Source organism: Streptomyces sp. NPDC002784 (assembly GCF_053592135.1).
This window is the reverse complement of sequence record NZ_JBSFVD010000003.1, coordinates 369,183-395,026: the sequence shown is the minus strand read 5'-3', so window position 1 is coordinate 395,026 and position 25,844 is coordinate 369,183. Positions and strand designations below refer to the sequence as shown.

Genomic DNA, 25,844 nt, shown 5'->3' with positions numbered 1-25,844 from the left:
CTCGTACCTGACCCCCGGCTACGGCATCCACCACAGGCCGGACGCGTCGCGCAGGGTGTTGGTGCCGCAGTGGATCTCACCCATGCCGAGGTGGTACGTGTACCAGTCGTCGACGTACGAGACCTTCAGGCCCGCGCGGGTGTACGCGGCCGTGACGGCCTCGGTGAAGATGTCCTTGCCGCCGATCACGGGACCCCATTGGCGCGGGGCGAGATAGCGGTCGCGGGAGAGCAGGATGCCGTTGACGGCACCCGGGACGTACGCGCTGGTCGTGACGGTGGGAGCCGGTGCGGCGGCAGCCTCGTCCGCGGCGAGCTTCTGCTGGCCGTACTTCCGCGCGGCCTCCGGGGTGCCGCCGCCGAGGCGCCGCAGCAGCGGGACGCGCGTCTCGGCACTGTCCCCCACGATGCCCCGGGTGTAGAGGGCCGGCACGCGCACGATCTCCTCGTCGGTGACGCCCGTCTCCCGCTTGAGGAGCTCCAGGTTGGCGGCGATCTTCCCGGCCGCCATCTCGTTGTCGGACACGAGGTGCCGCGAGGCGAGGGCTTCGTCGATGGTCTCCGCGGGGGGCAGCAGTTCGTCGAAGCCGGGAACGGAGAACATCTTCTTCGCGCCGTGGCCGTCGCGCTGCGCGTCGCGCAGGAGTTGCAGTCCGCCCTCCGGGTCGGCGACACCGATCCGCCAGCCGCGCGGCGTGTCGGCGGGCAGGAACTGCACGAACTCGTCGACGTGCCCCACATGCAGCCATGAGGTGTCCAGCAGGAGGGGATCCTGCAGCCCCTGGGACTTCAGCAGCGTGCGTATCTCCTTGGAGGGGCGGATGCCGCTGCCGTCCTTGCGCTCGCCCATGATGATCCGCCCGGCCGGGAACGAGCGGCCGCCCAGCGCGTAGGGCGGGATGGTCTCCAGGTTGCCGTAGGAGTTCAGGGTCTCCCACCCCTGCATGTCCTGGCCCTTGGCCTGCACGACGCCGACGTCCGGGCCGCGCAGCTTCTCGTAGAGCTCGCGGCCCGCCTCGCGGTCCTGGGCGGAGCGCAGCATCACGCGCATCGTCCGCTGCCGTCCGTCCGGGCCGGTCATGTTGAGGTAGGCCGGCTCGACGAAGTCCTGGGCCCAGATGTCGCCGTACTTCTCGAAGGTCACCAGCGGCTTGGTGACACCCGCCCGCCGGGCCTCCTTGTCCAGCTTCGTCACGAACGCGCGCTGGCGCTTGGCCCAGGGGTCGTTGCCGCGGACCTTGGTGACCATCAGCTGCTGGGTGTTCTGGCGGGCATGGTGGGTGAGCAGCGGGGCGGCGCGCAGGGTGACGGTGTCCGAGGCGGTGCCGGACGCGGAGGTGACCTTCAGCCGGATCGCGACGCGTCCGTCCCACTTCGCGCTGTCCCGGATCACGTCCTTGCCCTCGACCCCGAACTCGACGCCGGCGCGCAGCTCCGCCCGGGTCAGCCGGGTCGACGAAGTGACAAGTTCCCAGGCGCCGTTGCGCAGGAGGAAGACTCTGCTCTGCGCCGCTCCCACGGTGACCTTGACGCTGCCCTTGGCGTCGGACGGCAGACCGCGCATCGGCACCGAGCGCACCCGGGCGAGGTCGGCGGCGTCTGCGCGGCCGTTGACCTTCTTGTCGGAGGCGTCGTTGCAGGCGGCCAGCTTGGCGTCGGAGAGCGGCCGGCCGCCCGGACCGGTGGTCGGGCACCGCTTGCTGTCGTCGTCGATGTTGGGCAGGAAGACCGCCCCCCGCCCCACGGACCAGGCGTCCTCACCGGCGGTGTCGGTGCCGCCGGTGAGGTCGACCCGTCCGTCCCGGTCGGTATCCGCCCTCAGGTCCACCCGCAGCGGCTCCTCCGCGTACGCCGCCGGGGGCGTCAGCACCGCTCCCGTCGCGGTGAGGGCCAGCAGCGCCCGTACAGCGTTCTTCGTACGCACATCGCGTCCTTTCGTCCCGTGCGGTTCACCCCGCTGAAAGGGATGAGGCGGAACGGACGCTGTGCGTTGGCTGAGCCGTGCGAATTCTACTTGCCCGCTGACGGGTTGAGGGGAAACTGTGCCGCTCGGACCCTAGAAGAACCCCAGCTTCTTCGGGCTGTAGGAACACAGGAGGTTCTTCGTCTGCTGGTAGTGCTCCAGCATCATCTTGTGCGTCTCGCGGCCGATGCCCGAGCCCTTGTAGCCGCCGAAGGCCGCGTGGGCCGGGTAGGCGTGGTAGCAGTTGGTCCAGACGCGGCCCGCCTGGATCGCGCGGCCCGCGCGGTACGCCGTGTTGGCGTCGCGGGTCCACACGCCGGCGCCGAGGCCGTACAGGGTGTCGTTGGCGATCTTGATGGCGTCGTCGAAGTCGTCGAAGGACGTCACCGAGACGACGGGGCCGAAGATCTCCTCCTGGAAGATCCGCATCCGGTTGTTGCCCTCGAAGATCGTCGGCTGGACGTAGTAGCCGCCCTTGAGTTCGCCGTCGTGCTCGACGCGCTCGCCGCCGGTGAGGACCCGGGCGCCCTCCTGCCGGCCGATGTCGAGGTAGGAGAGGATCTTCTCCAGCTGGTCGTTGGAGGCCTGGGCGCCGATCATCGTGTCGGTGTCGAGCGGATGGCCGGTCCTGATCAGCTCCGTGCGGGCGACCGCCGCCTCCATGAACTCGCCGTAGTGGCCGCGCTGGACGAGCGGCCGCGACGGACAGGTGCACACCTCGCCCTGGTTGAGCGCGAACATCGTGAAGCCTTCGAGGGCCTTGTCGCGGAAGTCGTCGTCGTCCCGCCAGACGTCCTCGAAGAAGATGTTCGGGGACTTGCCGCCGAGTTCGAGGGTGACCGGGGTGATGTTCTCCGAGGCGTACTGCATGATCAGCCGGCCCGTCGTGGTCTCACCGGTGAACGCCACCTTCGCCACCCGCGGGCTGGACGCCAGCGGCTTGCCCGCCTCCACACCGAAGCCGTTGACCACATTGACGACGCCCGGCGGCAGCAGATCGGCGATCAGGCTCAGCCAGTAGTGGATGGAGGCCGGGGTCTGCTCGGCCGGCTTGAGCACGACCGCGTTGCCCGCCGCCAGCGCCGGGGCCAGCTTCCAGGTCGCCATCAGGATCGGGAAGTTCCACGGGATGATCTGCGCGACCACTCCGAGCGGCTCGTGGAAGTGGTAGGCCACCGTGTCGTCGTCGATCTCGCCGAGCGAGCCCTCCTGGGCGCGGATCGCCCCGGCGAAGTAGCGGAAGTGGTCGATGGCGAGGGGGATGTCGGCCGCCAGCGTCTCGCGCACCGGCTTGCCGTTCTCCCAGCTCTCGGCGACCGCCAGCCGCTCCAGGTTCGCCTCCATCCGGTCGGCGATCTTCAGCAGGATGCCGGAGCGTTCGGCCACCGATGTACGGCCCCAGGCCGGGGCTGCCGCGTGCGCCGCGTCCAGGGCGCGCTCCACGTCGTCCGCGGTGCCGCGCGCGATCTCGGTGAACGGCTGCCCGTTCACCGGGGAGGGGTTCTCGAAGTACTGCCCCCGAGCCGGCGGCACGTACTCGCCGCCGATGAAGTGGTCGTAGCGCGCCTGGTAGGAGACGATCGCGCCCTCGGTCCCGGGTGCCGTGTAACGGGTCATGCCGGCCTGCCTCCCTGCAACAGCGCTGCCCGCCGTTGGGCAGCTCTCGGCGCGAGGCTAGGCAGCGGGAGGTTGCAAGGACGTTGCGCGGGCCGGGGCGGCGCGGGGCGGCGCGGGTGGTCTCCGCATCGGCCGCGGGGGCGGGGCCGGTGGGGTGGTCCTCGCATCGGCCGCGGGGGCGGGGCCGGTGGGGTGGCCCTCGCGTCAGTCGCGGGGGCGGGGCCGTGTGGGGTGGTCCCCGCATCAGCGCGGCATCCTGCCCGGTGGCGCCGCCAGCTCGGACTCCAGTGCGGCGAGCCGGGAACGGACCGTCGCGGTCGGGCGTACGGCGGCCAGGGCCCGCCACACGTCGAGGTCGTCCTCGCCCCAGGGAGCGTGCGCCCAGTCCGCCAGCAGGTCCGGGTCCCGTTGGGCGATCAACGCCGTCCGCAGTCCGTCGGCGAGCCGACGCCTGATGCGGGCCACCGCCGGCGCCTGCGAGGCGGGCAGCAGCGGACCGGTGTACGCCGTCGCCGCCGCACTGACCGCCCCCGCCGCCAGCCGCCGCTCCACGACGCCGAGGTCCGACTCGACCGGCACGGTGAGCCGGTACGGCCGGGAGGCCAGCAGCCCGGGGCCGAGCAGCCGCCGCAACCGGGCGAGTTCGGCCCGCAGCGTCACGGGCGTCACCGACTCGTCCTCGTACAGCGCACACAGCAACTCGTCGCCGGTCAGCCCCTCCGGATGCCGGGCGAGCAGCACCAGGATCTCGCTGTGCCGGCGGCTCAGCCTGACCTTGCGGCCGTCGGTGAGCAGCAGGGCCTCGTCCCGGCCGAGCACGGACAGCTCGTGCGCGTCCACGGCCGGGCCCGGCGGGGCCAGCAGCGCCAGATGCGACTCGGCCGCCCGCGCGACCGCCTGCACGAAGCCCAGGCTGTGCGGATGGGCCAGCCCGTCCCCGCCGGTGATGTCCACGGCCCCGAGCACCCGCCCGGTGCGCGGATCGTGCACCGGCGCCGCCGCGCACGTCCAGGGTTGCACCCGCCGGATGAAGTGCTCCGCCGCGAACACCTGCACCGGCCGGTCGACGGCGACCGCGGTACCCGGAGCGTTCGTCCCGACCGCCGTCTCCGACCAGCGGGCGCCGGGGACGAAGTTCATCCGGCCCGCCTGCCGCCGGGTCGTGGCATGCCCCTCGACCCAGAGCAGCCTGCCGTGCGCGTCGCACACCGCGAGCAGATGCTCGCCGTCCGCCGCGAAGGTGCCCATCAACTCGCGGATCAGCGGCATCACCCGGGCCAGCGGATGCTCCGCCCGGTAGGCGCCGAGGTCACCGTCGGCGAGTTCCACGCGCGCCGTGCCGTCCGGCCCGACGCCCGCTCTCGCGGAACGCCGCCACGAGTCGGCCACCACGGCACGCACCGGCTTCGGCACGGTGCCCGCCGCGGTGAACGTCTCATGTGCGCGGCGCAGCATCCGGGCGCGCTCGGCAGGGTCGGTCCCCGGCTCCAGGGCCACGCACGGATCGGTCAACTCGGCCTCCACGGACGGCGATGCGGCTGGGGACATCGTCACTCCGAGTACGCGTGCGGACAACCTTTTCGACCGGCGTCACCCCAACGACTGACCGGAAGCGTCGGTCAGGCCGCCTCGACGAGAGCGTCGGTCAGGCCGCCTGGACGAGTCTGAGGTAACGCCTCCAGTCCCAGTGCGGTCCGGGATCGGTGTGGTCGGTGCCGGGCACCTCGTGATGGCCGATGATGTGCCTCCTGTCCCTCGGGATGCCGTGCCGGGCGCAGATCGCCGCGGTCAGTGCGGCCGACCGCTCGTACAGGGCGTCGGTGAAGTAGGCGGGCCGGTCCACCCAGCCCTCGTGTTCGATGCCGATGCTGCGGGTGTTGTAGTCCCAGTTCCCCGCGTGCCAGGCGATGTCCGACTCCCGGACGCACTGCGCCACATGTCCGTCGGCGGAACGGACGACGTAGTGCGCGGACACCTTCTTCTTCCGGTTCCCGAAGACGGCGAGGGTGCCGAGGTAGTCGGTCTGGGTGACATGGACGACGACCAGGTCGACTCGGTGGTCCAGGGGTCTGCGGGCAGCGGTGAAGTTGGCGGTGCTCGTCGGCCGCCACTCGGCGGTCGGCTGGTCGGGGGCGGGGATCTGGGCGCCGGCCCGCGGCCCGGGGAGCAGCCCGTAGGTCACGGCGGTGAGGGCGGCGCCCTTGAGCAGCGTGCGTCTGTCGGTCAGTGGTTGTGCCCGGTCCATACGGGGTCGTGCCTCTCGGTCGGGTGGGCGGGGCGGGTTGGCGGGCTGGCGGGCTCGGGGAGTCGGGCTTGGGGAAGCCGGGAGAAGCGGGGCCGGAACGGGGGCGGGGGCGGGTGCCCGGTCAGCGCCGGAGCGCGGACGCGGTCTCGCGCAGGCGCGTGTGGAGGCCGCGGTGGGTCTCGCGCGGGGGCAGCCACTCCTTGCGGAGCTTGGCCACGCACGTGTAGTTGGTGTCGCACACATTGGCCAACGGCGACTCCACGACCTGGGTTGCGAACTGGTACGCGTCCAACTCGCTGAAGCCGTAGTCGCGCACCAGCCACCGCACCAGGTCGAGCTGGGATATCCGGAACGCGTCCTCCAAGGGGCGCGCCGATCCGGTCGAGATGATGTGCGTGTCCGACTCGATGCGCGGCCAGGGGGTGGCGATCCCCTTGAGCAGCTCGACGATCACCACGGTGTTCATCGCACACTCGACGGCGACCCCGCAGGTCTCACCCTCGCCCTGACGGGCATGTCCGTCGCCCAGACTGAGCAGCGCTCCCTCGACGTTCACCCCGAGATAGCAGGTGACGCCGGCCCGCATCTCGGGTGTGTCCATGTTCCCGCCGTGCGCGTCCGGCACCAGCGCCGAGCGGACCTCCAGATTGGCCGGGGCCACCCCCACCGTGCCGTGCATCGGATCGATCGGCAGCTCGGCCTCGAAGTCGCTGTCGTGCGCGCGGAACAGTGCGGTACGCCGGGTTCTGTCCAACTGCCAGATCCAGACGGTCTCCGGGAGCGGCGGCTGGAGCGTGGCCGTGGTCGGGGTCGAGGTGAGGGCGCCGAACAACGGGACGGTGGTGGAGGCGGCCCAGTCCCGGGCGGGTTCGATGGAGACGAAGTGCACGGCGACCGTGTCGCCGGGCTCGGCGCCCTCGACGTGGAAGGGGCCGGTCTGCGGGTTGAGGAAGGGGAACTCGCAGACCTCGGAGACCAGGTCCTTCTCCGACCGCACCCGCCCGCCGAAGCAGTCCTCCGTGAACAGGTCCAGTACAGTGCCCGGCGCGATGCGGGCGACGGGTGGGGCGCCGCCGAACGTCCAGGCGTACTCGTGGGGTTCGGGTCGGACGGTCAGGATCCGGGGGTCGCTCATCGCCGCACAGCTCCGTTCTGCCGCAGGTCACGGGGGAGAGGGGCCGGGAGCGCCCTCGCGTGATTCACGGTACGGCGCGAAGGGGCCGGGCCGGAGGGCCCGGTGCGTTTCCGTGGACAACCGTCGCCCTGTGGACAACTCGCTCACTCGACCGAGTGAAGTCGGCCTGGGGTCAGGCTCGTTCGCCCACCGCGGCCGGATCGTCCAGCACCCCGCGCACCACCCAGTGCGCGGCGCCCAGCAGCGGCCCCTCCGGCCCGAGCCGCGACACGGACACCGGACAGGCCGCGCCCGCGGTGCGCCCGTCCAGCTCGGCCTCCAGCGAGGGCAGCAGCCAGGGCGCGAGCCCGGCCAGCGCGCCGCCGAGCACCACACTCTCGGGATCCAGCAGGTTGACCGCCCCGGTCAGCGCGACGCCGAGCGCCTCGCCCGCGTCGTGCAGCGCGCCCCGTACGTCCTTGTCCCCCTCGGCAGCCCGTCCCGCGAGCAGTCCGACGCGGTCCTGGCCCGGTTCCAGCCCCGCCGCCCGCAGCACCGCCTCCTCACCGGCGTACTGCTCCAGACAGCCACGCCCCCCGCACGGGCACGGCGGTCCTTCCGGGCGGACCGGCACATGCCCCAGCTCGCCCGCGAAACCACGTGTTCCGCGCAGCAGTTGCCCGTCCACGACCACCGCCGCACCGATGCCGATCTCCGCGGACACGTGCAGGAAGTCCCGCGGTGTGCCCTCGCCGAGCCAGAGTTCGGCGAGCGCGCCGAAGTTCGCCTCGTTGTCCACGGTGAGCGCGAACTCCTCGGGCAGCAGCGCCCCGAGGTCGACGTCGTGCCATTCGAGGTTCGGCGCCCGGACGACCGTACGGCCGTCACGGGCCACCAGACCGGGCACCGCCACCGCGAGCCCGGCCGGCCACAGCCCTTCGCGCCCGGTCTCCGCCACGACCGCCCGCACCAGCTCGGTCAGCTCCCGGATCACCGGTTCGGGGGAACGCCCCCGGTTCGCGCCGTGCCGCACGGCCCTGGCCCGTACCGCGCCGCGCAGGTCGACCGCGCACACCGCGAGGTGGTCGACGCCGATCTCGGCGCCGATGCCGGCCGGGCCGTGTGCGCTGACGGCGAGCGCCGAGCCGGGCCGGCCCACCCGGCCGGGGCGCTCCGGGCCGAGCTCCTCGATCAGCCCGGCGCGGATCAGCTCGTCCACGAGGGTGGACACCGCCGCCCGCGTCAGACCGATCCGCGAGGCGACGGCGGCACGGGACAGGGGCCCCTCCGCGCTGACGGTGTGCATGACCCGGGCCAGGTTGCGGCGGCGCATGCCCTGCTGCGTGTCGGGCAGCGCCCGTCCGGGAAGCGGTGCGGTCATGCCTCCGTCAGTCCTCGATCGGTGTGCGTGCGGTCACTGGGCCTGGGTGCCCCGCTCCAGCAGCGGGGCCGCGTCGGAGAGTACCCCGGCGATCCGCGCCAGGGCCGCCTCGTCCCGCTCCACCGCCTCCAGCACGGGACCCGCGGCCGTGTTCCAGCGCCGGGCGACGGCGGCCGGATCCTCACCGGTCAGCAGGCCGGCCGCCTGGGCGGCGGCGCCGAGCGCCACCAGTTCCTTGGCCTCGGGCACCCGCACCGGACGCCCCGACAGCCGGCGCACGGTCTGCTGCCAGGCCCCGCCGCGCGCGCCGCCGCCGATCAGCAGCAGCGGGGCCGAGCGGTCCGCGTCGGCGTCGAGGACCAGGTCCAGCGCGCCCAGCAAGGAGTGGACGGCGCCGTCGTAGGCGGCCTGGAGGAGCTGGCCCGCGGTGGTGTCGTGGCGCAGGCCGAGCAGCAGGCCCGAGGCGTTCGGCAGGTTCGGGGTGCGTTCCCCGTCCAGGAACGGCAGGAGCGTCACGTCCCCGGCCGGTTCCACCGCCTCGCGGTCCAGGCCGAGCAGCGCGGCCACCCGGTCGACGGCGAGGGTGCAGTTCAGGGTGCAGGCCAGCGGCAGCCAGTCGCCGTGGGCGTCGGCGAAGCCCGCGACCGTGCCGGTGGGGTCGGCCGGGCGGTGCCGGGACACGGCGTACACCGTGCCGGACGTGCCGAGACTGAGCACCGGGGTGCCGGGGCGCAGGCCGAGGCCGAGCGCGGCGGCGGCGTTGTCGCCGGTGCCGGGAGCGACCAGGGTGCCCTTGGAGAACGGCAGGTCGTGGTGGGTGCGCACGGTGCCCGCCACCTCGCCGGGCCGGACCACGCGGGGGAGCAGCGCGGGGTCGAGGCCCACATGCGCGAGGGTTTCCTCGTCGTACGCCTCCGTGCCGGCCGCCCACCAGCCCGTACCGGAGGCGTCGCCGCGGTCGGTGGTGCCCTCCCCGGTGAGGCGCTCGGTGAGGTAGTCGTGGGGGAGCCGTACCGCCTTCGTCGCGCGGACGGCCTCCGGATCGTGCTCGGCCAGCCACGCCCACTTCGTCACCGTGAAGGACGCGCCGGGCACGCTGCCGGTGCGCTCGGCCCAGGCTTTCGGGCCGCCCAGCTCCTCGATGAGCCGACGGGCCTGCGGCGCCGAGCGGACGTCGTTCCAGAGCATCGCCGGGCGCACCGGTTCGCCCCGCTCGTCCAGGGTGACCAGGCCGTGCTGCTGGCCGCCGACGGACACCGCGGCGGCCTCGTGCGCGGCGTCGCCGCACTGGTGCAGGGCCTCGCACAGGGCGTCCCACCACTGGCGGGGGTCGGACTCGCGGCCCGCCCCGGCGGACACCGTGTGCGGGGCCTGTCCGCTCGCGACGACGCGCCCGGTGGCCGCGTCGACGACGAGGGCCTTGGTGGACTGGGTGGACGTGTCCACGCCGACGACGAGCGGTCCTTCGGCTGCTGACATCGGGCTCTCCTCCTGTGCGGCTCGGGTCCTGCGTGCGGCTGCGGCCCGGGCCCTGTGTGCGGCGCGTGACCATGCCCGAGGACAACTGTTCTCTTCCCAGGGATGCCTCGGCATACTAATTTGTAAATCGCCATGACGAAATAGTCGGCAGCAAGCAACTCGCAGCAGGCAAGGAGCCGCGGCATGAACTACCAGCCCACCCCCGAGGACAGGTTCACCTTCGGCCTGTGGACCGTCGGCTGGCAGGGACGGGACCCCTTCGGCGACGCCACGCGCCGCGCCCTCGACCCGGTCGAGACGGTGCAGCGCCTGGCCGAACTCGGTGCCCACGGGGTCACCTTCCACGACGACGACCTGATCCCCTTCGGATCCTCGGACACCGAGCGCGAGGCGCACATCAAGCGCTTCCGGCAGGCCCTGGACACCACCGGCATGACCGTGCCGATGGCCACCACCAACCTGTTCACGCACCCCGTCTTCAAGGACGGCGCGTTCACCGCCAACGACCGTGACGTGCGCCGTTACGCCCTGCGCAAGACGATCCGCAACGTCGACCTGGCGGTCGAGCTGGGCGCGAAGACCTACGTCGCCTGGGGCGGCCGGGAGGGCGCCGAGTCCGGCGCGGCCAAGGACGTACGCGTGGCCCTGGACCGCATGAAGGAGGCCTTCGACCTCCTCGGCGAGTACGTGACCTCCCAGGGCTACGACCTGAAGTTCGCGATCGAGCCCAAGCCGAACGAGCCGCGCGGCGACATCCTCCTGCCCACCGTCGGCCACGCGCTGGCGTTCATCGAGCGCCTGGAGCGCCCCGAGCTGTACGGCGTCAACCCCGAGGTCGGTCACGAGCAGATGGCCGGGCTGAACTTCCCGCACGGCATCGCGCAGGCCCTGTGGGCGGGCAAGCTCTTCCACATCGACCTCAACGGCCAGTCCGGCATCAAGTACGACCAGGACCTGCGGTTCGGCGCCGGTGACCTGCGCGCCGCCTTCTGGCTCGTCGACCTGCTGGAGAGCGCCGGCTACGCCGGGCCGCGCCACTTCGACTTCAAGCCGCCGCGGACCGAGGACCTGGACGGTGTGTGGGCGTCGGCCGCGGGCTGCATGCGCAACTACCTGATCCTCAAGGAGCGCGCGGCGGCCTTCCGCGCGGACCCCGAGGTCCAGGAGGCGCTGCGGGCCGCGCGTCTGGACGAACTGGCGCAGCCCACCGCGGCCGACGGCCTGGAGTCCCTGCTCGCCGACCGCGGCGCGTTCGAGGACTTCGACGTGGAGGCTGCCGCCACGCGCGGAATGGCCTTCGAGCAGCTCGACCAGCTGGCGATGGACCACCTGCTGGGAGCGCGTGGCTGAACTAGCACGCGCGCGTGCGGTTGTCGCGCGCTGGCCTGCGGGCGAGCGCGCGGCGCCGGTACGGGACGCGTTACGGCGAGGCGCGCGCCGGTCATGGCGAGGAATGCGCCGGTTGGGTCGAGGAATGCGCCGGTCGCGGCGGGAAATGCACCGGAATCGTCCCGTCCACCGCATGGGCCGGTACCAACTTCCGCGACGGGCTCGCGTGATCACCGCCGAGAGGTGACGCTGGGCGGTATGGCCATCCCGCCCGTACCGCCCCAGCCGCCCGGTTCGCCGCCGGGCGACGGCTCGGGCCCGCCCTCCGACGGCTCGGGCCCGCCCTCCGACGGCTCGGGCCCGCCCCCCGACGGCTCCGGACCGCCCACCGGCGGCTACGGGCCTCCGTACGACGAACCGCCGCCCGGCGGAGGACCGGGGAGACGACGCGGTCCGCTGCTCGCCCTGCTCGGGGTGATCGTGGCGGGCGTGGCCGTCGCCCTGGTGGTGCTGCTGGCCTCGGGGAGCGACGACTCGCCGGAGGAGAAGCCGTCCGGGGAGAGCACCCGGAGTCCGTCACCGCGGCCGTCGTTCAGCCTTCCCACGGAACTGCCCAGCAGACTGCCGAGCGAGCTGCCGTCGGGCTTCCCCAGCGAGTTGCCCAGCGAGCTTCCCAGCGACCTGCCCAGTGCGATCGAGTCGCTGCTGCCGGAGCTCGACGAGGCCGAGCTGCCGTAGAGCGACGGTCGCGTGCGGGGCGGAGGTGAACCGCCACGCACGCGTGCGGGCCATCGGTCAGATGCCGCGCGGCAGCCGGACGTAGGTCACCGTCGTCTCGATCCCGCTGTCGACGAGCCGGCCCTGCGCGTCGAACGCGCCCTTCCCGTCGGTCATGCCGAAGTCGTTGTCGTTGATCAGGGCGAACGTGTCCCGGTCCACGCGCGCGACGCCCTCGATCTTGCCGGGTACCCCGGCGACCGTGCCGAGGTCGACGACCAGCTTCTTGGCGAGGACGGGCACGCCGGCGGCGGCCGGGTCCTGGAGCTGCTCCAGCGACGGGGAGGTGGTGTCGTCGTCCCAGGGGCCGCCGAGGATGTCCCCGTCCTTGTCCAGCCGGACCAGGTGCAGCCGGGCGGCCTTGTCGGTGCGCTCCTCGACCAGCAGGCGGTTGCCGCCGACGGCGACCACCGAGGAGATCTTCAGCTCGGAGGTGTCGTCCTCGCCGGGGTCGACCACGTCCACCGGGTCGAAGCGGTACGCGAACTCGGCGGTGACCGCCCGCTGCTTCGGCGAGAAGCGCAGCAGACGGGTGGTGCGCGAGGACTCACCGGCGTCCCCGTCGGGCAGCGAGAGCGGGCTCTGCACGGCCAGCACCAGGTCGCCGCCGGGCAGCTGGGCGAGCCCCTCGAAACCGCGGTTGCCCTTCCGGTGCAGCAGGACGGCGGGCAGCGCCTCGACCACGGGGTAGTCAGCGCCGGTGAGGTTCAGCCCCTCGGGCACATAGCGCGTGAGCACCTTCCCGGGCGCGGAGACGTGCACGAGCGAGGGCCCGTACTCGTCGACGAGCCAGAAGCTCCCGTCCTCGGCCCGCACGATGCCCTCGGTGTCGAGGCCATTGGGGTTGTACGACAGCGGCGTGGACGCGTCGTAGGAGTACGGCGCCTCGTCGCGGCCCTCCTGGTTGGACAGTCCGGTGACGGGCTTGCCGGAGGAGGTGGTGAGCGGGATCGCGTCGACGACCCGCACCGAGCCGCCCGAGACACGGATCTTGACGATCGCCGGGTCGAAGCCGGGCACCGGGAAGGTGCGGCGCTTGGTGCCGTCCACCTTGATCTGGCCGTTGGGCCCGCGGTCGGTGACGGTCCAGAACTCGCCCTTGCGGCCGGCCGGGTAGATGTCGCTGCCGATGCCGCCGAGGTCGACCCCCCGGTCGTCGGCGACCGTGCCGGGCAGCAGGGCGTTGCTGAAGGCGCCGAGCGGTATGTCGCCGAGCGTGGCGGTGCCGACGACGCGCGCGTCGCCGGAGGGGGTGCCCACGGCCGGACCCGTTGCCGCCAGGACGGCCAGAACGGCGAGGGGTACGCCCGCCGCGACGGAACGGTGGACGCGGCGCCGGCCGGTGGCGAGCGGGGACATCGGGCCTCCTGTGGAGCAAGTTCGCTGACAGTGGCCAGATTTGGCCCCCGCGCGGAACGCCGCTCAAGCCCCGGGTGAACGCGGGACGTCGGCCGCTCGTCGAGCCGACGCCCCGCAGAGCTCAGGATGCGCGAGTCACTCCTCGGCCCCGGACTCGGCCGCCGCCGAGGCCAGCGCCGTTGCCGGGTCCTGGGCCGGGCCGCCCGCGGGCACCCAGCGGCCCCGCTGCTTCCGGTACGGCCACCAGCGGCCGTCCCGTCCCAGCCGGACCTGCCCGGCGGAACCGGCGGCCGTCCACCGGTTGCCCTTCGCTCGCAGCGACGGCCGTTCGTCCTCGTCCCAGGCCGCTTCCAGAGCCGCACGCGCGCGTACGAGCGTTTCGCCCTCCACGGCCCACTCGTCCTCCAGTACGTCCAGCGCGGCGGCCCCGCCGAACTCCCAGGCCCGTACGGCCAGCTCCAACTGCTCCCGGGAGCGCCCCGAACCACGGGCGAGGCGCTCCCGTACGGCCTCCACGGACGTGCCGACGGCGAGCCGGACCGCGTCCTGAGCCGGTGTCAGGGCTGTCCGCTCCGCCGCTCCGCGCAGCGCGTCGGCGAGCAGGAGGTGCGCCTGCGCCGCGGCGCGGGCGGCGAGGTACTCCAGGGCGGCGGGGTCGAGATCGGACGGCGCAGGTGTCTCGGTGTCCAGGGACGGCGGTACGCCCGGGTGCTCGGGGAGCCGGGGAAGTTCCGGCAGCGGCGGCAGGATGTCCCCGGCCGCGAACGCCTCCGCCGCGTCCACGCCCTCCGCTTCCGGCGCTTCCTCGATGGGCGCGGTGCTGCGGGCCTGGATGTCGTCCAGCAAGGCGCGTTCGCCCCGTCCCCGCATCAGCAGCAGCACGAACGGATCCTGGTCCAGCAGCCGGGCCACCTGGTAGCACAGGGCCGCTGTGTGCGCGCAGTGGTCCCAGGCTTCGCAGTCGCACTCGGGCTCCAGGTCGCCCATCCCGGGCAGCAGGTCGACGCCGGTGGCCGCCGCGTCCTCGACCAGGTGCGGCGGCATGTCGCGGTCCAGCAGTGCCGCGACATGCCCGGCCCGCTCGACGGTCATGTCCAGGAACCGGTCCCACTGTTCGCCGGACAGCTCCTCCAGCAGGACGTCCGCCCGGTGCTGCGTGCGGTCGCGGTCCTGGACGACGGCCGTGATGCGCCCCGGGCGCACCGACACCGCGCCCACGCTTCCCGCGCGGGCGAGCCTGCGGCCCGCCTTGAGCTGCTGGGAGTCCAGCGCCGCGTCCTCCAGCGCCTTCAGCCAGGCCCGTCCCCACCACGTCTGCGCGAAGCCCGTTCCCTGCGCGGGCGGCAGCGCCGCGAACGTGCGCTCGGTGTACTTGTGCTCGTCACCGTCGTAGCGATTCATCGTGCACCCCCTCGCAGTTCCACCAGATCGGCCAGCTCCGCGTCCGAGAGCTCCGTCAGCGCCGCTTCACCGGCGCCCAGTACGGCGTCGGCGAGTTCCTTCTTGCGGATCAGCATGTCCGCGATCCGGTCCTCGATCGTCCCCTCGGCGATCAGCCGGTGCACCTGCACGGGCCGCGTCTGACCGATGCGGTACGCGCGGTCGGTGGCCTGCGCCTCCACCGCCGGGTTCCACCAGCGGTCGTAGTGCACGACGTGCTCGGCCCGGGTGAGATTCAGACCCGTGCCCGCTGCCTTCAACGACAGCAGGAAGACCGGGACTTCCCCCTCCTGGAACCGGCGCACCTGCTCCTCGCGCCCGGCGATCGGCGTCCCGCCGTGCAGGAACTGGGAGGGCACCCCGCGGGCCGCCAGATGCTGTTCGATGAGACGCCCCATGCGCACGTACTGGGTGAAGACCAGAACGCCCGCCCCCTCGGAGAGGATCGTGTCGAGCAACTCGTCCAGCAGCTCCAGCTTCCCGGAGCGCCCGGCGATCTCCGGCCGCTCCTCCTTGAGGTACTGCGCCGGGTGGTTGCAGATCTGCTTCAGGCCCGTCAGCAGCTTCACGATCAGCCCGCGCCGCGCCATGCTGTCGGCCGCGGCGATCTCCGCGAGCGTCTCGCGCACCACCGCCTCGTACAGCCCCGCCTGCTCCTTGGTGAGCGACACCGCGCGGTCGGTCTCGGTCTTCGGCGGCAGTTCCGGCGCGATCCCGGGGTCCGACTTGCGGCGGCGCAGCAGGAACGGCCGGACCAGCCGGGCGAGCCGCTCGGCGGCGGCCGGGTCCTGACCGCTCTCGACGGACTGCGCGTACCGGGTGCGGAACGTGCCGAGCCGGCCGAGCAGTCCCGGGGTCGTCCAGTCGAGGATCGCCCACAGCTCCGACAGGTTGTTCTCGACCGGGGTCCCGGTGAGCGCCACACGCGCGCGTGCGCCGATGGAGCGCAGCGCCCGCGCGGTGGCCGAGTAGGGGTTCTTCACATGCTGCGCCTCGTCGGCCACGACCATGCCCCAGGGCACCTCGGCGAGCCGGGGCGTGTCCAGGCGCATCGTGCCGTACGTGGTGAGCACGAACTCGCCGTCGGCGAGGGCGTCGAGATCGCGCCGGGCCCCGTGGAAGCGGCGCACGGGTGTTCCGGGCGCGAACTTCTCGATCTCGCGCTGCCAGTTGCCCATCAGCGAGGTCGGGCACACCACCAGGGTGGGACCGGCCGACGCGTCGTCCGTCTGCCGGTGCAGATGCAGCGCGATCAGCGTGATGGTCTTGCCAAGACCCATGTCGTCGGCCAGGCAGCAGCCCAGGCCCGAGGAGGTCGTCCGGGCCAGCCAGTTCAGGCCCCGCCGCTGGTAGTCGCGCAGGGTGGCCGCGAGCGCGGCGGGCTGCGGGACCGGCTCCTGCCCCTCGGGGTCGGCGAGCCGCTCGCGCAGGGCCGCCAGCCACCCCGTGGGCTGCACCTCGACCCGGCGCCCGTCGACCTCGGTCGAGCCGGTCAGGGCGGCGCTCAGGGCGTCGACGGGCGTCACCTTGCGGTCCCGCTGCTCGCGCGCCCGGCGCACCTCCTCGGGATCGACCAGGACCCACTGGTCGCGCAACCGCACGAGCGGCCGGTTGGCCTCGGCCAGGCGGTCCAGATCCGCGCGGCTGAGCCGCTGGTCGCCCAGCGCGAACCGCCAGTCGAAGGCGAGCAGGGCGTCGGCGGACAGGAAGGACGGAGTGTCGGAGCCGAGCCTGGCGGAGCCCGTCTCGTCGTCGGGCGGACCCACCACCGCGCGGGCGGTGAGCTCATGGGCCAGCCCCTTGGGCCAGTGCACCTCTACGCCCGCCGCGGCCAGGGACCGGGCACCGGTGGAGAGCAGGTCGGTGACCTCCTCGTCGGCCAGTTCCACGGCGTCCGGCACGGTGGCCGAGAGCAGGGGCGCGAGGGGCGGCCACGCGCGTGCCGCGCCGCGCAGGGCCAGCAGGGCGTCCATGCGCGCGCGGGACCCGAAGGCGGAGGTCCCGGCCCACACCTGCGCGGCGTCCGCGACAAGCGCCGGATCGCTCACGCCGTGCACCTGGAGCACCGCACGGAAGGCGGGCGCCGCGGCCTCCTCGGCCAGGGCGGCCAGTCCTGGAACCTCGACGCGCAGGGACAGGCGTACGCCGGCGTCGTGGCCCGCGGCCACATCGGCCGCCCACGCGCGGTACCCGGGCAGGTGCTGGGGTTCCGGTACGGCGTAGGCGGGGCCGCCGGTGACGAGAGGGGCCGCGGGCGTGCGGGGCAGGGTGTCCGCGACGGCGTCCAGGAAGGAGCGCAGCAGCCGTTCGGGGTCGGGCAGCCGCAGGGCCGCTGTGGTCGTCAGCGGTACGGCGTGTGCCTCGGGCGGCATCGCCGCGGCGAGCCGGCGGACGTGATCCAGGTCCGCGGTGCTCAGCGGGCCGACGCGCCAGGCGTCGTGGTCGTCGGGCGACAGACCGGGCAACAGCAGTCCCCGCGCGGTGAGGTGCAGCGCCAGGACGGCCGCCGCGCCCCAGAACGCGGGCCCTCGGTGGGCCTGCGCGGTGGCACGCGCGCGGATCAGGACGGGCAGGGCGGCGCGCAGGGGCAGCAGCACGGCGGGGACGGTGGTGAGCTCGACACCGTCGTCGCCGGGCACGACGACGGTCAGATCCTCGGCCGACGCCGCTGCGGGGCGGGGAAGGGCTTCGCCGTCGGGGCACCAGAAGGCGACCCTGCCGGTGCGTGCCGGATCGCCGGGGACGAACACGGCGGAACAGTGGGCCAGTTCGAAGATCTCGGAGGGAGGAGCCGGGGGGACTGTCTGGACAGCGATGGTGAGTTCCTCAAACTTGACTACCAGGTCGGCCGCCGAGGGTACAGCACCGGTCGGCGCGAACCGGCATGCCGGGGCTGTGTTCCGCGTCACTGCCGTGGGAGGGTGGGCGAGGAGGTGGACCAGTAGGGGGAGCACCTCAGGGACGTCTCAGGGTCGTGATGCGGAACCGCGGGAAGCGCGGGCCCGTTTTCAGAGCAGAGAGCGGCAGTGCGCCGCGGAGGAGGCGACACATATGACGAGGAATCACAAGATCGCCGCAGGAGGTGCGGCGGTCGGGATCTTTCTGCTCATCTGGCTGCCCTGGTGGGCAGCGCTCCTGATCATTCTGGGCGTCCCGGCCGCCGCGTACCTCGCACTCGACCCCTCACAGCGGCGCAGACTGCGCCGCTCCTCCCGCAAGGAGCTCGGCCGCTGAGGCATGAGGGCCTGGCCGGCATGATCCGCCGGCCAGGCCCGCCGGCTAGCGCTCGGCCGGATCCGACAGGGCGCAGGAGTTGACCATGTCGCCGCTCGCGGGCCTGTCGACGGTTCGGTCCGCGGGGGGCTGGTCGTTCCGGTCCACCCAGGAGACCAGTGCGTCGAACGCCGAGCGGTAGCAGGGCAGGATCGGCCGCAGCCGGTCCGGATAGGTGTCGTACAGCCCGTCCACGTGCGTGCCGCCCTCGATCGTGTAGTAGCGGTGCATCGAGCTCCGGCCGGCGGCGCCGACCATGCGCGCGTACACATCGGAGTCGGCCGCCTTCGGCAGCAGCGCGTCCAGATCGCCGTGCAGCGTGATCAGCGGTCTGCCGATCCGCCCGGTCAGCGCCACCCGGGCCACCGCGCGATGGACGGAGGCCGGACGGGAGGCGTAGTCGTAGGTCGCGTCCTCGGCGCAGGGCGCGAGGATCTGGTCCGCGGTCGTGCCGGCGGAGGGGCCGGGGCAGCCCGGGGCGTACGCCGGGTCGAACTCCGCGCGGTAGATCTTCTGGGTGACACCCCAGTAGGCCCTCTCGTGGTACGGCCACAGGAATTCGGAGCCACGCGCGAAGCCCACCGCGTACAGATCCTCGTCTCGTGCGGCACCGGACATGCGGGCCACGGCGGTGGGGAGCGAGGTGAGCAGGTTGGGGCCGTCCGCGGTCCACAGCGCCCCCTCCCAGTCCACGCCACCGTCGTACAGCTCCGGGTGGTTCTCCAACTGCCAGCGGGTCAGGTAGCCGCCGTTGGAGATGCCGGTGATGAACGTGCGGCGCGGGAGATGCCCGTAGCGCTGGGCCACGGCTTTCCGGGCGGCGCGGGTGAGTTGGGTGGTCCGGGTGTTCCACTCGGCCACCGCGTCACCGGGCCGGGTGCCGTCGAGGTAGAAGTCGGAACCGTTGTTGCCCTTGTCGGTCGCCGCGTACGCGTAGCCCTGGGCGAGCACCTGGTCCGAGATCGCCTTGTCCGTGGCGTACTGCCGACGCGTGCCGGGCGCGCCCGTGACGACCAGGCCGCCGTTCCAGCGGTCCGGCAGCCGGAGGACGAACTGCGCGTCGTGTTTCCAGCCGTGCGTGGCGTTGAAGCGCGAGGAGTCCGGGAAGTAGCCGTCGATCTGGATCCCCGGCACCCCGGCCGGCACCCGGGTGCGGGCGGCCGTCAGCCCCGCCTGGTCCGCCAGGTCGGTGTACGGGGTCCCGGCGAGGCCCGTGGTGGTCAGGTCCGGAAGACAGGCGCTCCGCTGGAAGGCCGCGCCGGGGAGCCGCACCCGCTCCTGGCGGCCGCAATGGTCCTCGCCGGCCGGTGCGGCCCCGGCGGACGTCGGCCCGACGAGCGCGGCGGCGATCAGGGTGACGGCGACGAAGGGAACACCTCGGGACAGGCGCATGGCGACCTCCAGGGACGGGAGTTGACGCCAGGGGCGGCGTCGGAGCTGCCCCATGGTGTGGTTCTTCGGTCCCCTCATCCATGGGGTGGGGCCACATGGAACGGTGCCGTCGCATGGGTGCGGCCGACGTGCCGGCGGGCGTCATGCCGTAGCGCACGCGCGCGTGCCGCAGCGCTCGCCGCGATCCGGTGTCCCCGTGTCTCCCTCACTACGAGGCCGCCTGTCCCCGTGTCTCCCCGGCTATGGGGCCGCCTGCGTCCGGCGCTGCCGCCGCTGGCATGCGCCCGAGGCCGACGGCCTCAGCTGGGGCGTACCGCCATCTTGTCGAGGGCCTCCAGCAGACCCGGCAGTTCCGGGCCCCGGCCCACCGGCAGGACTTCGCCGGGCTCATCGTCGAGCAGCACGAACGCGATGTCGTCGGTCCTGGCCACGAGCGACCAGCCGGGACCGTCGGCGCGCAGGGTGCGGGCGTCGCCCGAGGCGAAGGCGGACCGGACCCGTCCGAGGGGCGGCGGGGTGTCCACGTAGGCGCGTGCCTCGGCGAGGACCCGGCGGATGCCGCTGTGCCCCTTGGGCTTCGGCTCGCCACCGCCCGAAGACTCACCCGGGGACTCGCCCGCGGTCTCCTCCGAGGCCGCCTCAGCGGCCCCCTGGGCCGTCTCCTGGCCCTCGGGGGCCGCGGAGCCGCTCCCGGGAGCCGGGAAGTCGGTGTCGTCGAGCTGCTCGCGCCACAGCGCCCACTGCAGGGCGATCTCATCGGCGCCCAGCCGGCGCTGTGCCGGGCCCCAGGTGGAGGTGTCCGGCGGTGCCAGGGGCGGACCGTCGGCTTCGTCGGGGTCGGGGTCGTGCGGCGCGGGCACGTTGGGGGCCGCGACGGCGACCGCCAGGGGCCAGCCGGGCAGGGCGGCGACGACCGTGCGCTCGTCGGGCGACAGGTCGTACTCCATGCCGCAGTCCCAGGACGCGATGGCGACCGCGACCAGCGAGACGTCGTCGATGACGACCGTCCAACGGGCGCCGTCGCCGTCCTGGCCGAGCACCAGCCCGTACCCGTCGGCGAGGGGCGCGAGGCCGAGCGCCGCGCACGCCTCCGGATAGTCGTCGCCCAGCACGCTCGGGAACTTCGCAGGCGTCAGCAGCACCGCCGTCAGCACATAGAGCGCGTCGTCCTCGGCGGCGACGGCGTCCTCGTCCGTCCCGGCCACACCAGCCTCCTCATTGGTTCGTCCATCGGCGCGCACCCTAATGCGAGCGGAAGGCCCTTGTCACGACTTGCCGGCCCACCCGGAGCTGCAGTTTTCCGCCTGGACGGGGTGAAATCGACCTGAGATGGCGGCGCGCTTCAGGCCGCGGGGAGGCCGAGGAGGTCCCGCGCGACGGTGCCGGGGGACTCGTCGCGTTCCCGCGCGAGGGCGATGACGGCCCGGCACGCCAGCTCGTTCACCCCGAACGACAGCGCCTCCGGCGACACCCACCGTTCGGTCTCCTCGATGCGCTCCTGGTCGTCCTCCGCGCAGGCCGAGACGTAGGCCGCGGCGGCTTCGAACAGGTTGTGCGTACGCCCTTCGTGATCGCCGTCGGACTCCGTGCGCCATGCGTCCAGAACTCTGCTCCAGGACTGCCGGACCTTGCCGAACATGCTGACCACCTTCCCCTGCGGGGTTGCCATGGCTGATCGTCCCTCTCCTGCTGTTCACCGTAGGGTTGGGCTTTCGGCGACAGAAGGGGACGCCGCGGCCAAGGCCACCGGGTACCCCGCCGGGCCGAGGTACGCCGTCAGTCCAGACCCTGGAAGCGGCGGGGGTGCGGGTGGTGACGGTGCCCGGCGTCGGCCACAACGTCATGTTCTACAACCCTTCCGCCTTCGCCGCGGCCGTCGCCGGGCGCGGCTGAGCGTTCAGCCTTCCCGTACGGCGAGTGCCAGGAAGCGGGCGTCCACATCGACGTACGACGTCATGCGCCACCCGGAACCGGCGAGCAGCGGCCGGAGGTTGGCCTGCGCCCGCAGGTCGTCCGGGGTGATCTGCCGCCCCTGACGGGCCGCGAGGGCCGCCCTGCCGATCGGGTGGAACAGGGCCAGGGTGCCGCCCGGGCGCACCACACGGGCCAACTCCCGCAGGTTCCGCGCCGGATGGGGCAGATGCGCGATGAGCCCGGCCCCGAACACGGCGTCGAGCGACTCCGAGCGAAGCGGGAGCGCGGAGACGTCAGCGAGCAGCAGCTGCCCGTCCCGGTGCCGTCCTGCCCGTACGGCGGCCTCCAGCATGGCCGGAGTCAGATCGGCGCCGAGGACCACTCCCGAGGGCCCCACGGCCGCACGCAGAGGCTGCAGGGCCCGTCCGGTGCCGCAGCCCGCGTCGAGTACGCGGTCGCCCTCGCGCAGACGGAGGTCGGCGACCGCGGCGTCGTACGCGGGGCCGTCGTCGGGGAACCTGGCGTCCCAGCCGGCGGCGCGGGCGGTGAAGAACTCCTGGACATGTGTGTGGTCGTCGCTCATGTTCCGCATGATCCCTCACCGGAGGGAGTGACCTCCTCCCCTCCAGAGGTGACGCAGCGGTGCACATGTTCGAGCGGCAGTCGATCGTTGTGGGCGGAATCCGGGTCATATTCCAACACCTCTCGAAATGCGCCCTCTTTGTGCGCCCCTGCCCCCACTAGCGTCCCTGGGCCATGGGACACCTGGACCACGCCGCCCTGGGGTGGCTGACCCCCGCGCTCTCGTACGCCATGGCCTGCATCGGCGCCGCGCTGGGGCTGCGCTGCACCGTCCGCGCCCTCGGCGCCACCGGCCGCTCGCGCCGCAACTGGCTCGTCACCGCCGCCTCGGCCATCGGCACCGGCATCTGGACCATGCACTTCGTGGCGATGCTGGGCTTCAGCGTCAGTGGCACCGACATCCGCTACGACGTGCCGCTGACCGTCGCCAGCCTGCTCGTCGCCATGGCCGTCGTCTGCGCCGGCGTCTTCGCCGTCGGCTACGGCCGCGACCGCACGCGCGCGCTTTTTCTGGGCGGTCTCACCACAGGGCTCGGCGTGGCCAGCATGCACTACCTGGGCATGGCGGCCGTGCGCCTGCACGGCGAGGTGAGCTACGACCCCGTCCTCGTCGGGCTCTCGGTGCTGATCGCCGTGGTCGCCGCGACGGCGGCGCTGTGGGCGGCGCTCAACATCAAGTCGACCGTCGCCGTCACCGTCGCCTCCCTGATCATGGGCGCGGCGGTGAGCAGCATGCACTACACCGGGATGTCCGCGGTGAGCGTGCGGGTCGCACCCGCCGGGGACGTCCTGCCCGGGGCCACGGCGATGCAGTTCATCTTCCCCCTCGCCGTCGGCCTCGGGTCCTATCTCTTCCTGACCTCGGCCTTCGTCGCCCTGTCCCCGACGACGGGGGAGCGCGCGGCCTCCGCCTCCGCCCAGCGACCGGTCGAGAGCGTCGCCCGCTAGCCACCGGCACGACCTACTTCCGAGCGAGGAGGCCATGCGTACACCCCGTAGGACCACCGCACCCGGCGCCGAGACGCCGTCGGCACCGCCTGTGCGCGGCCGCCGCGCCCACGCGGGACCGCCCGCCGACGAGAGCCCCGACGAGCACGCGGGCGCGCTGCCCGAGGACATGCCCGCGCGCGGAGGGGGCTGGCGGATCCGGCCGCGCACCGTCCGGGCCAAGATCGTCTGCCTGCTGATGGTGCCCGTGGTCTCGCTGCTGGCCCTGTGGGCGCACGCCACCGTCACCACCGCGCAGGACGTCTCCGGACTGCGGCAGGTCCAGCGCGTCGACGCCGAGATCCGCACCCCCGTCGCGGCCGCCGTCGCCGCCCTCCAGACCGAGCGCACGAGTGCGGTACGGCTCGCCACCGACCCCGCCGCGGTGCAGGCCGGCGACTACCGCAAGCTCACCGAACGCACCGACGCGGCCGTGGCCGAGCTGCGCCTCGGCGACAGCGGCACCGTCGCCGACGCCGAGGAACTGCCCGCCGGAGTGGCCCAGCGGCTGGAGGAGTTCGTCACCGGCGCCGAACGGCTCGGCTCGCTGCGGACCGCGGTGCTCGACCGCAGGGCAGGCTGGGAGCAGACCTATCAGCGGTACACCGGGACGATCGCGGCGGCCTTCTCCGTGGGCGGCGCCCTCACCGGCATCCAGGACGCCGAGCTCGGCTCCGACGCGCGCGTGCTGCTCGAATTCTCCCGCGCGGGGGAGGCGCTGGCCCAGGAGGACGCCGTACTGGTCGGCGCGCGCCTGGCGGGGAAGCTCGACGGAGACCGGCTGCGGCTGTTCGCCGGCGCGGTCGAGACCCGCCGTACCCTCACCGAAGCCGCCGTCGCCGACCTGCGCGGCCCCGAGCGCACCGCCTGGCACAAGCTCGCTTCCGGCGGTGACTACGCCGCCGTGGGCGCCGCGGAGGACGCGGTCCTCGCCGCCGCGCCGGGCGCCCGCGCGATCCACGCCGCCCCGCAGGCCGCCTGGGACCGGTCACTCGCGCGCGTGCAGGACGAGATGCGGACCATCGAGGCCGACGCGGGACGCGGAGTCGCCGAGCGGGCCGACCCGTTCACCCGAGGACTGCTCACCCCGGCCGGGGCCGCCGTGCTGTTCGGCCTCGCCGCCGTCGCCGCCTCGCTGGTGATCTCGGTACGCATCGGCCGCGGCCTGGTCGTGGAGCTGGTGAGCCTGCGCAACAGCGCGCTGGACATCGCCCGCCGCAAGCTGCCCGAAGCCATGCGGAGACTGCGCGCCGGAGAGGAGATCGACGTCCGGGCCGAGGCCCCGCCGGGGCCGCCCGCCGAGGACGAGAGCGGACAGGTCGCCGAGGCGCTGGGCACCGTCCACCGCGCCGCCCTGCGCGCCGCCGTCGAGCGAGCCGAACTCGCCAGCGGCATCTCCGGGGTCTTCGTCAACCTCGCCCGCCGCAGCCAGGTCCTGGTCCACCGGCAACTCAGCCTCCTGGACAGCATGGAGCGCCGCTCCGACGACCCGAACGAACTGAGCGACCTGTTCCGGCTCGACCACCTCACCACCCGTATGCGCCGGCACGCGGAGAGCCTGATCATCCTGTCCGGCGCGGCACCCGGCCGTGCCTGGCGGATGCCGGTCTCCCTGACGAACGTGGTGCGCGCGGCCGTCTCCGAGGTCGAGGACTACGCGCGCGTGGAGGTACGACAGCTGCCCGAGGCGGCCGTCGTCGGCGCGGCCGTCGCCGACCTCACCCACCTGCTGGCGGAACTCGTCGAGAACGCCGCACAGTTCTCGCCGCCCCACACGCGCGTGCGCATCACCGGCGAACCCGTGGGCAACGGCTACGCGGTCGAGGTCGAGGACCGCGGGCTCGGCATGGGCAAGGAGACCCTCGCCGAGGCCAACCGCCGCATCGAACAGTACGAGGCGCTCGACCTGTTCGACAGCGACCGGCTCGGTCTCTTCGTGGTGAGCAGGCTCGCCGCCCGGCACGGCATCAAGGTGCACCTGCGCACCTCGCCCTACGGCGGCACCACCGCGGTCGTCCTGCTGCCCACCTCGCTGCTGCACGGCGGCGCGGCGGAACGTTCCCCCCGCAAGGCCGCCGAAGCCCCCCAGCCCGCCGAACGCGAGTACGCGCGCGTGCCCGGCGGTGCCGCGCACCAGGAGCCGGTCGAGGCACCGGCCGGCCGGCCCGCGCTGGTGGCCCCCGCACCCATGGCCGCGAAGACCGCCACCGACACCCCGCCCCCCGGAGTCACCGCCTTGCGACTGCACCGCCCACCGGACGACTCCGACGGCACCGACGACCTCCCGCGCCGCGTCCGGCAGGCGAGCCTCGCCCCGCAACTGCGCGAGCCGCACGCCGAGGAGCCGGACCGGCCCTCCGCCCAGGACGAGGACCGGCGCACACCCGAACTCGTACGGGACCGCATGGCGGCGTACCGCGACGGCTGGACGCGCGGCGGCGGGCGGCGCCCCGGCCGCGGCGGCGCCCCCGATCCGACAGCGCGCAGAGACAGCAGCGAAGGAGATCCCGCATGATCCAGGACCCCGGCATGAGGGACGGCGTGGGGGTCCCCCCGCGCGAGCGAAGCCGAGAGTGGGGGAGGTCCGGCGAACTCGACTGGCTGCTGGACGACATGGTGCTGCGCGTCAGCGAGGTGCGCCACGCGGTGGTGCTCTCCAACGACGGCCTCGCCGTGGGCGCGTCGACCGACCTCAGCCGCGAGGACGCCGAACACCTGGCGGCGGTCGCGTCCGGCTTCCACAGTCTCGCCAAGGGCGCGGGCCGGCACTTCGGAGCCGGTGGCGTGCGCCAGACCATGGTGGAGATGGACGACGGCTTCCTCTTCGTGGCCGCCGCGGGCGACGGCTCCTGCCTCGCCGTCCTCACCGCCGTGACCGCCGACATCGGCCTCGTCGCCTACGAGATGGCGCGGCTGGTGAAACGTGTCGGCGAACACCTCCGCACCGCCCCGCGCGTAGCCGCACGGCCGCCCGCCGCAGGCTGAGACAGGGC

General features: G+C 73.4%; 20 protein-coding genes and 1 pseudogene. 7 read left to right on the top strand and 14 right to left on the bottom strand.

Annotated elements, in window-relative coordinates; all coding sequences use genetic code 11:
- Window positions 1-18: 18 nt before the first annotated feature.
- The 7 genes from ACWD1Z_RS09020 to xylB form a co-directional block, all read right to left on the bottom strand.
- Window positions 19-1,923 carry a protein-arginine deiminase domain-containing protein gene (locus ACWD1Z_RS09020; protein ID WP_451116869.1) on the bottom strand — a complete coding sequence of 635 codons (1,905 nt, stop codon included), beginning with the start codon at window positions 1,921-1,923 and terminating at the stop codon, window positions 19-21.
- Between the two features lie 132 nt (window positions 1,924-2,055).
- Window positions 2,056-3,579 (bottom strand): aldehyde dehydrogenase, encoded by a 1,524-nt coding sequence (adh, locus tag ACWD1Z_RS09015; RefSeq protein WP_451116867.1) that lies wholly within the window; start codon window positions 3,577-3,579, stop codon window positions 2,056-2,058.
- Window positions 3,580-3,822: 243 nt separating this feature from the next.
- Window positions 3,823-5,127: a GAF domain-containing protein gene (locus ACWD1Z_RS09010; RefSeq protein WP_451116865.1), complete on the bottom strand. Its 1,305-nt coding sequence runs from the start codon at window positions 5,125-5,127 to the stop codon at window positions 3,823-3,825.
- A gap of 97 nt (window positions 5,128-5,224) precedes the next feature.
- Window positions 5,225-5,824 carry an N-acetylmuramoyl-L-alanine amidase gene (locus tag ACWD1Z_RS09005; RefSeq protein WP_451116863.1) on the bottom strand — a complete coding sequence of 200 codons (600 nt, stop codon included), beginning with the start codon at window positions 5,822-5,824 and terminating at the stop codon, window positions 5,225-5,227.
- A gap of 121 nt (window positions 5,825-5,945) precedes the next feature.
- The gene (locus ACWD1Z_RS09000; RefSeq protein ID WP_451116861.1) at window positions 5,946-6,959 is read right to left on the bottom strand and encodes an acetamidase/formamidase family protein; all 1,014 of its coding nucleotides are present in this window, start codon (window positions 6,957-6,959) and stop codon (window positions 5,946-5,948) included.
- 172 nt (window positions 6,960-7,131) lie between these two features.
- Window positions 7,132-8,319 (bottom strand): ROK family protein, encoded by a 1,188-nt coding sequence (locus ACWD1Z_RS08995; RefSeq protein ID WP_451116859.1) that lies wholly within the window; start codon window positions 8,317-8,319, stop codon window positions 7,132-7,134.
- Between the two features lie 33 nt (window positions 8,320-8,352).
- On the bottom strand, window positions 8,353-9,798 hold the full coding sequence (gene xylB, locus ACWD1Z_RS08990; protein ID WP_451116858.1) for a xylulokinase: 1,446 nt from the start codon (window positions 9,796-9,798) through the stop codon (window positions 8,353-8,355).
- A gap of 183 nt (window positions 9,799-9,981) precedes the next feature.
- Here xylB and xylA point away from each other — a divergent pair, with 183 nt between their 5' ends.
- Window positions 9,982-11,148 (top strand): xylose isomerase, encoded by a 1,167-nt coding sequence (gene xylA / locus ACWD1Z_RS08985; protein WP_451116857.1) that lies wholly within the window; start codon window positions 9,982-9,984, stop codon window positions 11,146-11,148.
- 237 nt (window positions 11,149-11,385) lie between these two features.
- On the top strand, window positions 11,386-11,865 hold the full coding sequence (locus ACWD1Z_RS08980; protein WP_451116856.1) for a hypothetical protein: 480 nt from the start codon (window positions 11,386-11,388) through the stop codon (window positions 11,863-11,865).
- Window positions 11,866-11,922: 57 nt separating this feature from the next.
- Here the strand turns inward: ACWD1Z_RS08980 and ACWD1Z_RS08975 are convergent, their stop codons facing one another.
- The 3 genes from ACWD1Z_RS08975 to ACWD1Z_RS08965 all read right to left on the bottom strand — a co-directional run bounded on the left by ACWD1Z_RS08975 (window position 11,923) and on the right by ACWD1Z_RS08965 (window position 17,519).
- A complete protein-coding gene (locus tag ACWD1Z_RS08975) occupies window positions 11,923-13,263 on the bottom strand; it encodes an esterase-like activity of phytase family protein (RefSeq protein ID WP_451116854.1) in 1,341 nt (446 codons plus the stop codon).
- 135 nt (window positions 13,264-13,398) lie between these two features.
- A complete protein-coding gene (locus ACWD1Z_RS08970) occupies window positions 13,399-14,664 on the bottom strand; it encodes an SWIM zinc finger family protein (protein ID WP_451116852.1) in 1,266 nt (421 codons plus the stop codon).
- On the bottom strand, window positions 14,661-17,519 hold the full coding sequence (locus tag ACWD1Z_RS08965) for an SNF2-related protein (RefSeq protein WP_451117146.1): 2,859 nt from the start codon (window positions 17,517-17,519) through the stop codon (window positions 14,661-14,663). Before ACWD1Z_RS08965 ends, ACWD1Z_RS08970 begins: the two co-directional genes overlap by 4 nt.
- Before the next feature lie 235 nt (window positions 17,520-17,754).
- On the opposite strand from ACWD1Z_RS08965, the gene ACWD1Z_RS08960 reads away from it, so the two are divergent.
- Window positions 17,755-17,937 (top strand): hypothetical protein, encoded by a 183-nt coding sequence (locus ACWD1Z_RS08960; RefSeq protein WP_389417658.1) that lies wholly within the window; start codon window positions 17,755-17,757, stop codon window positions 17,935-17,937.
- A 45-nt stretch (window positions 17,938-17,982) separates the two neighbouring features.
- Here ACWD1Z_RS08960 and ACWD1Z_RS08955 read toward each other — a convergent pair whose 3' ends face one another.
- The 3 genes from ACWD1Z_RS08955 to ACWD1Z_RS08945 all read right to left on the bottom strand — a co-directional run bounded on the left by ACWD1Z_RS08955 (window position 17,983) and on the right by ACWD1Z_RS08945 (window position 21,007).
- Entirely contained in the window at window positions 17,983-19,368 is a 1,386-nt protein-coding gene (locus ACWD1Z_RS08955) for a tannase/feruloyl esterase family alpha/beta hydrolase (RefSeq protein WP_451117144.1), read from the bottom strand.
- 299 nt (window positions 19,369-19,667) lie between these two features.
- Window positions 19,668-20,573 (bottom strand): hypothetical protein, encoded by a 906-nt coding sequence (locus ACWD1Z_RS08950; RefSeq protein WP_451116850.1) that lies wholly within the window; start codon window positions 20,571-20,573, stop codon window positions 19,668-19,670.
- Between the two features lie 137 nt (window positions 20,574-20,710).
- Window positions 20,711-21,007 carry a hypothetical protein gene (locus tag ACWD1Z_RS08945; RefSeq protein ID WP_451117142.1) on the bottom strand — a complete coding sequence of 99 codons (297 nt, stop codon included), beginning with the start codon at window positions 21,005-21,007 and terminating at the stop codon, window positions 20,711-20,713.
- A 143-nt stretch (window positions 21,008-21,150) separates the two neighbouring features.
- Between ACWD1Z_RS08945 and ACWD1Z_RS08940 the strand changes: the two are divergent.
- Window positions 21,151-21,261, top strand: a pseudogene (locus ACWD1Z_RS08940) (alpha/beta fold hydrolase); the annotation flags it as partial.
- A 4-nt stretch (window positions 21,262-21,265) separates the two neighbouring features.
- Here ACWD1Z_RS08940 and ACWD1Z_RS08935 read toward each other — a convergent pair.
- A complete protein-coding gene (locus ACWD1Z_RS08935) occupies window positions 21,266-21,865 on the bottom strand; it encodes a class I SAM-dependent methyltransferase (protein WP_451116848.1) in 600 nt (199 codons plus the stop codon).
- 173 nt (window positions 21,866-22,038) lie between these two features.
- Here ACWD1Z_RS08935 and ACWD1Z_RS08930 point away from each other — a divergent pair, with 173 nt between their 5' ends.
- Genes ACWD1Z_RS08930 through ACWD1Z_RS08920 form a run of 3 tightly spaced genes read left to right on the top strand, consistent with a single transcriptional unit; the run spans window position 22,039 to window position 25,836 of the window.
- Complete coding sequence (locus ACWD1Z_RS08930) at window positions 22,039-22,812, top strand: MHYT domain-containing protein (protein ID WP_451116846.1); 774 nt, start codon at window positions 22,039-22,041, stop codon at window positions 22,810-22,812.
- A 34-nt stretch (window positions 22,813-22,846) separates the two neighbouring features.
- A complete protein-coding gene (locus ACWD1Z_RS08925) occupies window positions 22,847-25,366 on the top strand; it encodes a sensor histidine kinase (protein WP_451116845.1) in 2,520 nt (839 codons plus the stop codon).
- Window positions 25,363-25,836: a roadblock/LC7 domain-containing protein gene (locus tag ACWD1Z_RS08920; protein WP_451116843.1), complete on the top strand. Its 474-nt coding sequence runs from the start codon at window positions 25,363-25,365 to the stop codon at window positions 25,834-25,836. The genes ACWD1Z_RS08925 and ACWD1Z_RS08920 overlap by 4 nt, the downstream gene beginning before the upstream one ends.
- The last annotated feature ends 8 nt before the right edge of the window (window positions 25,837-25,844 follow it).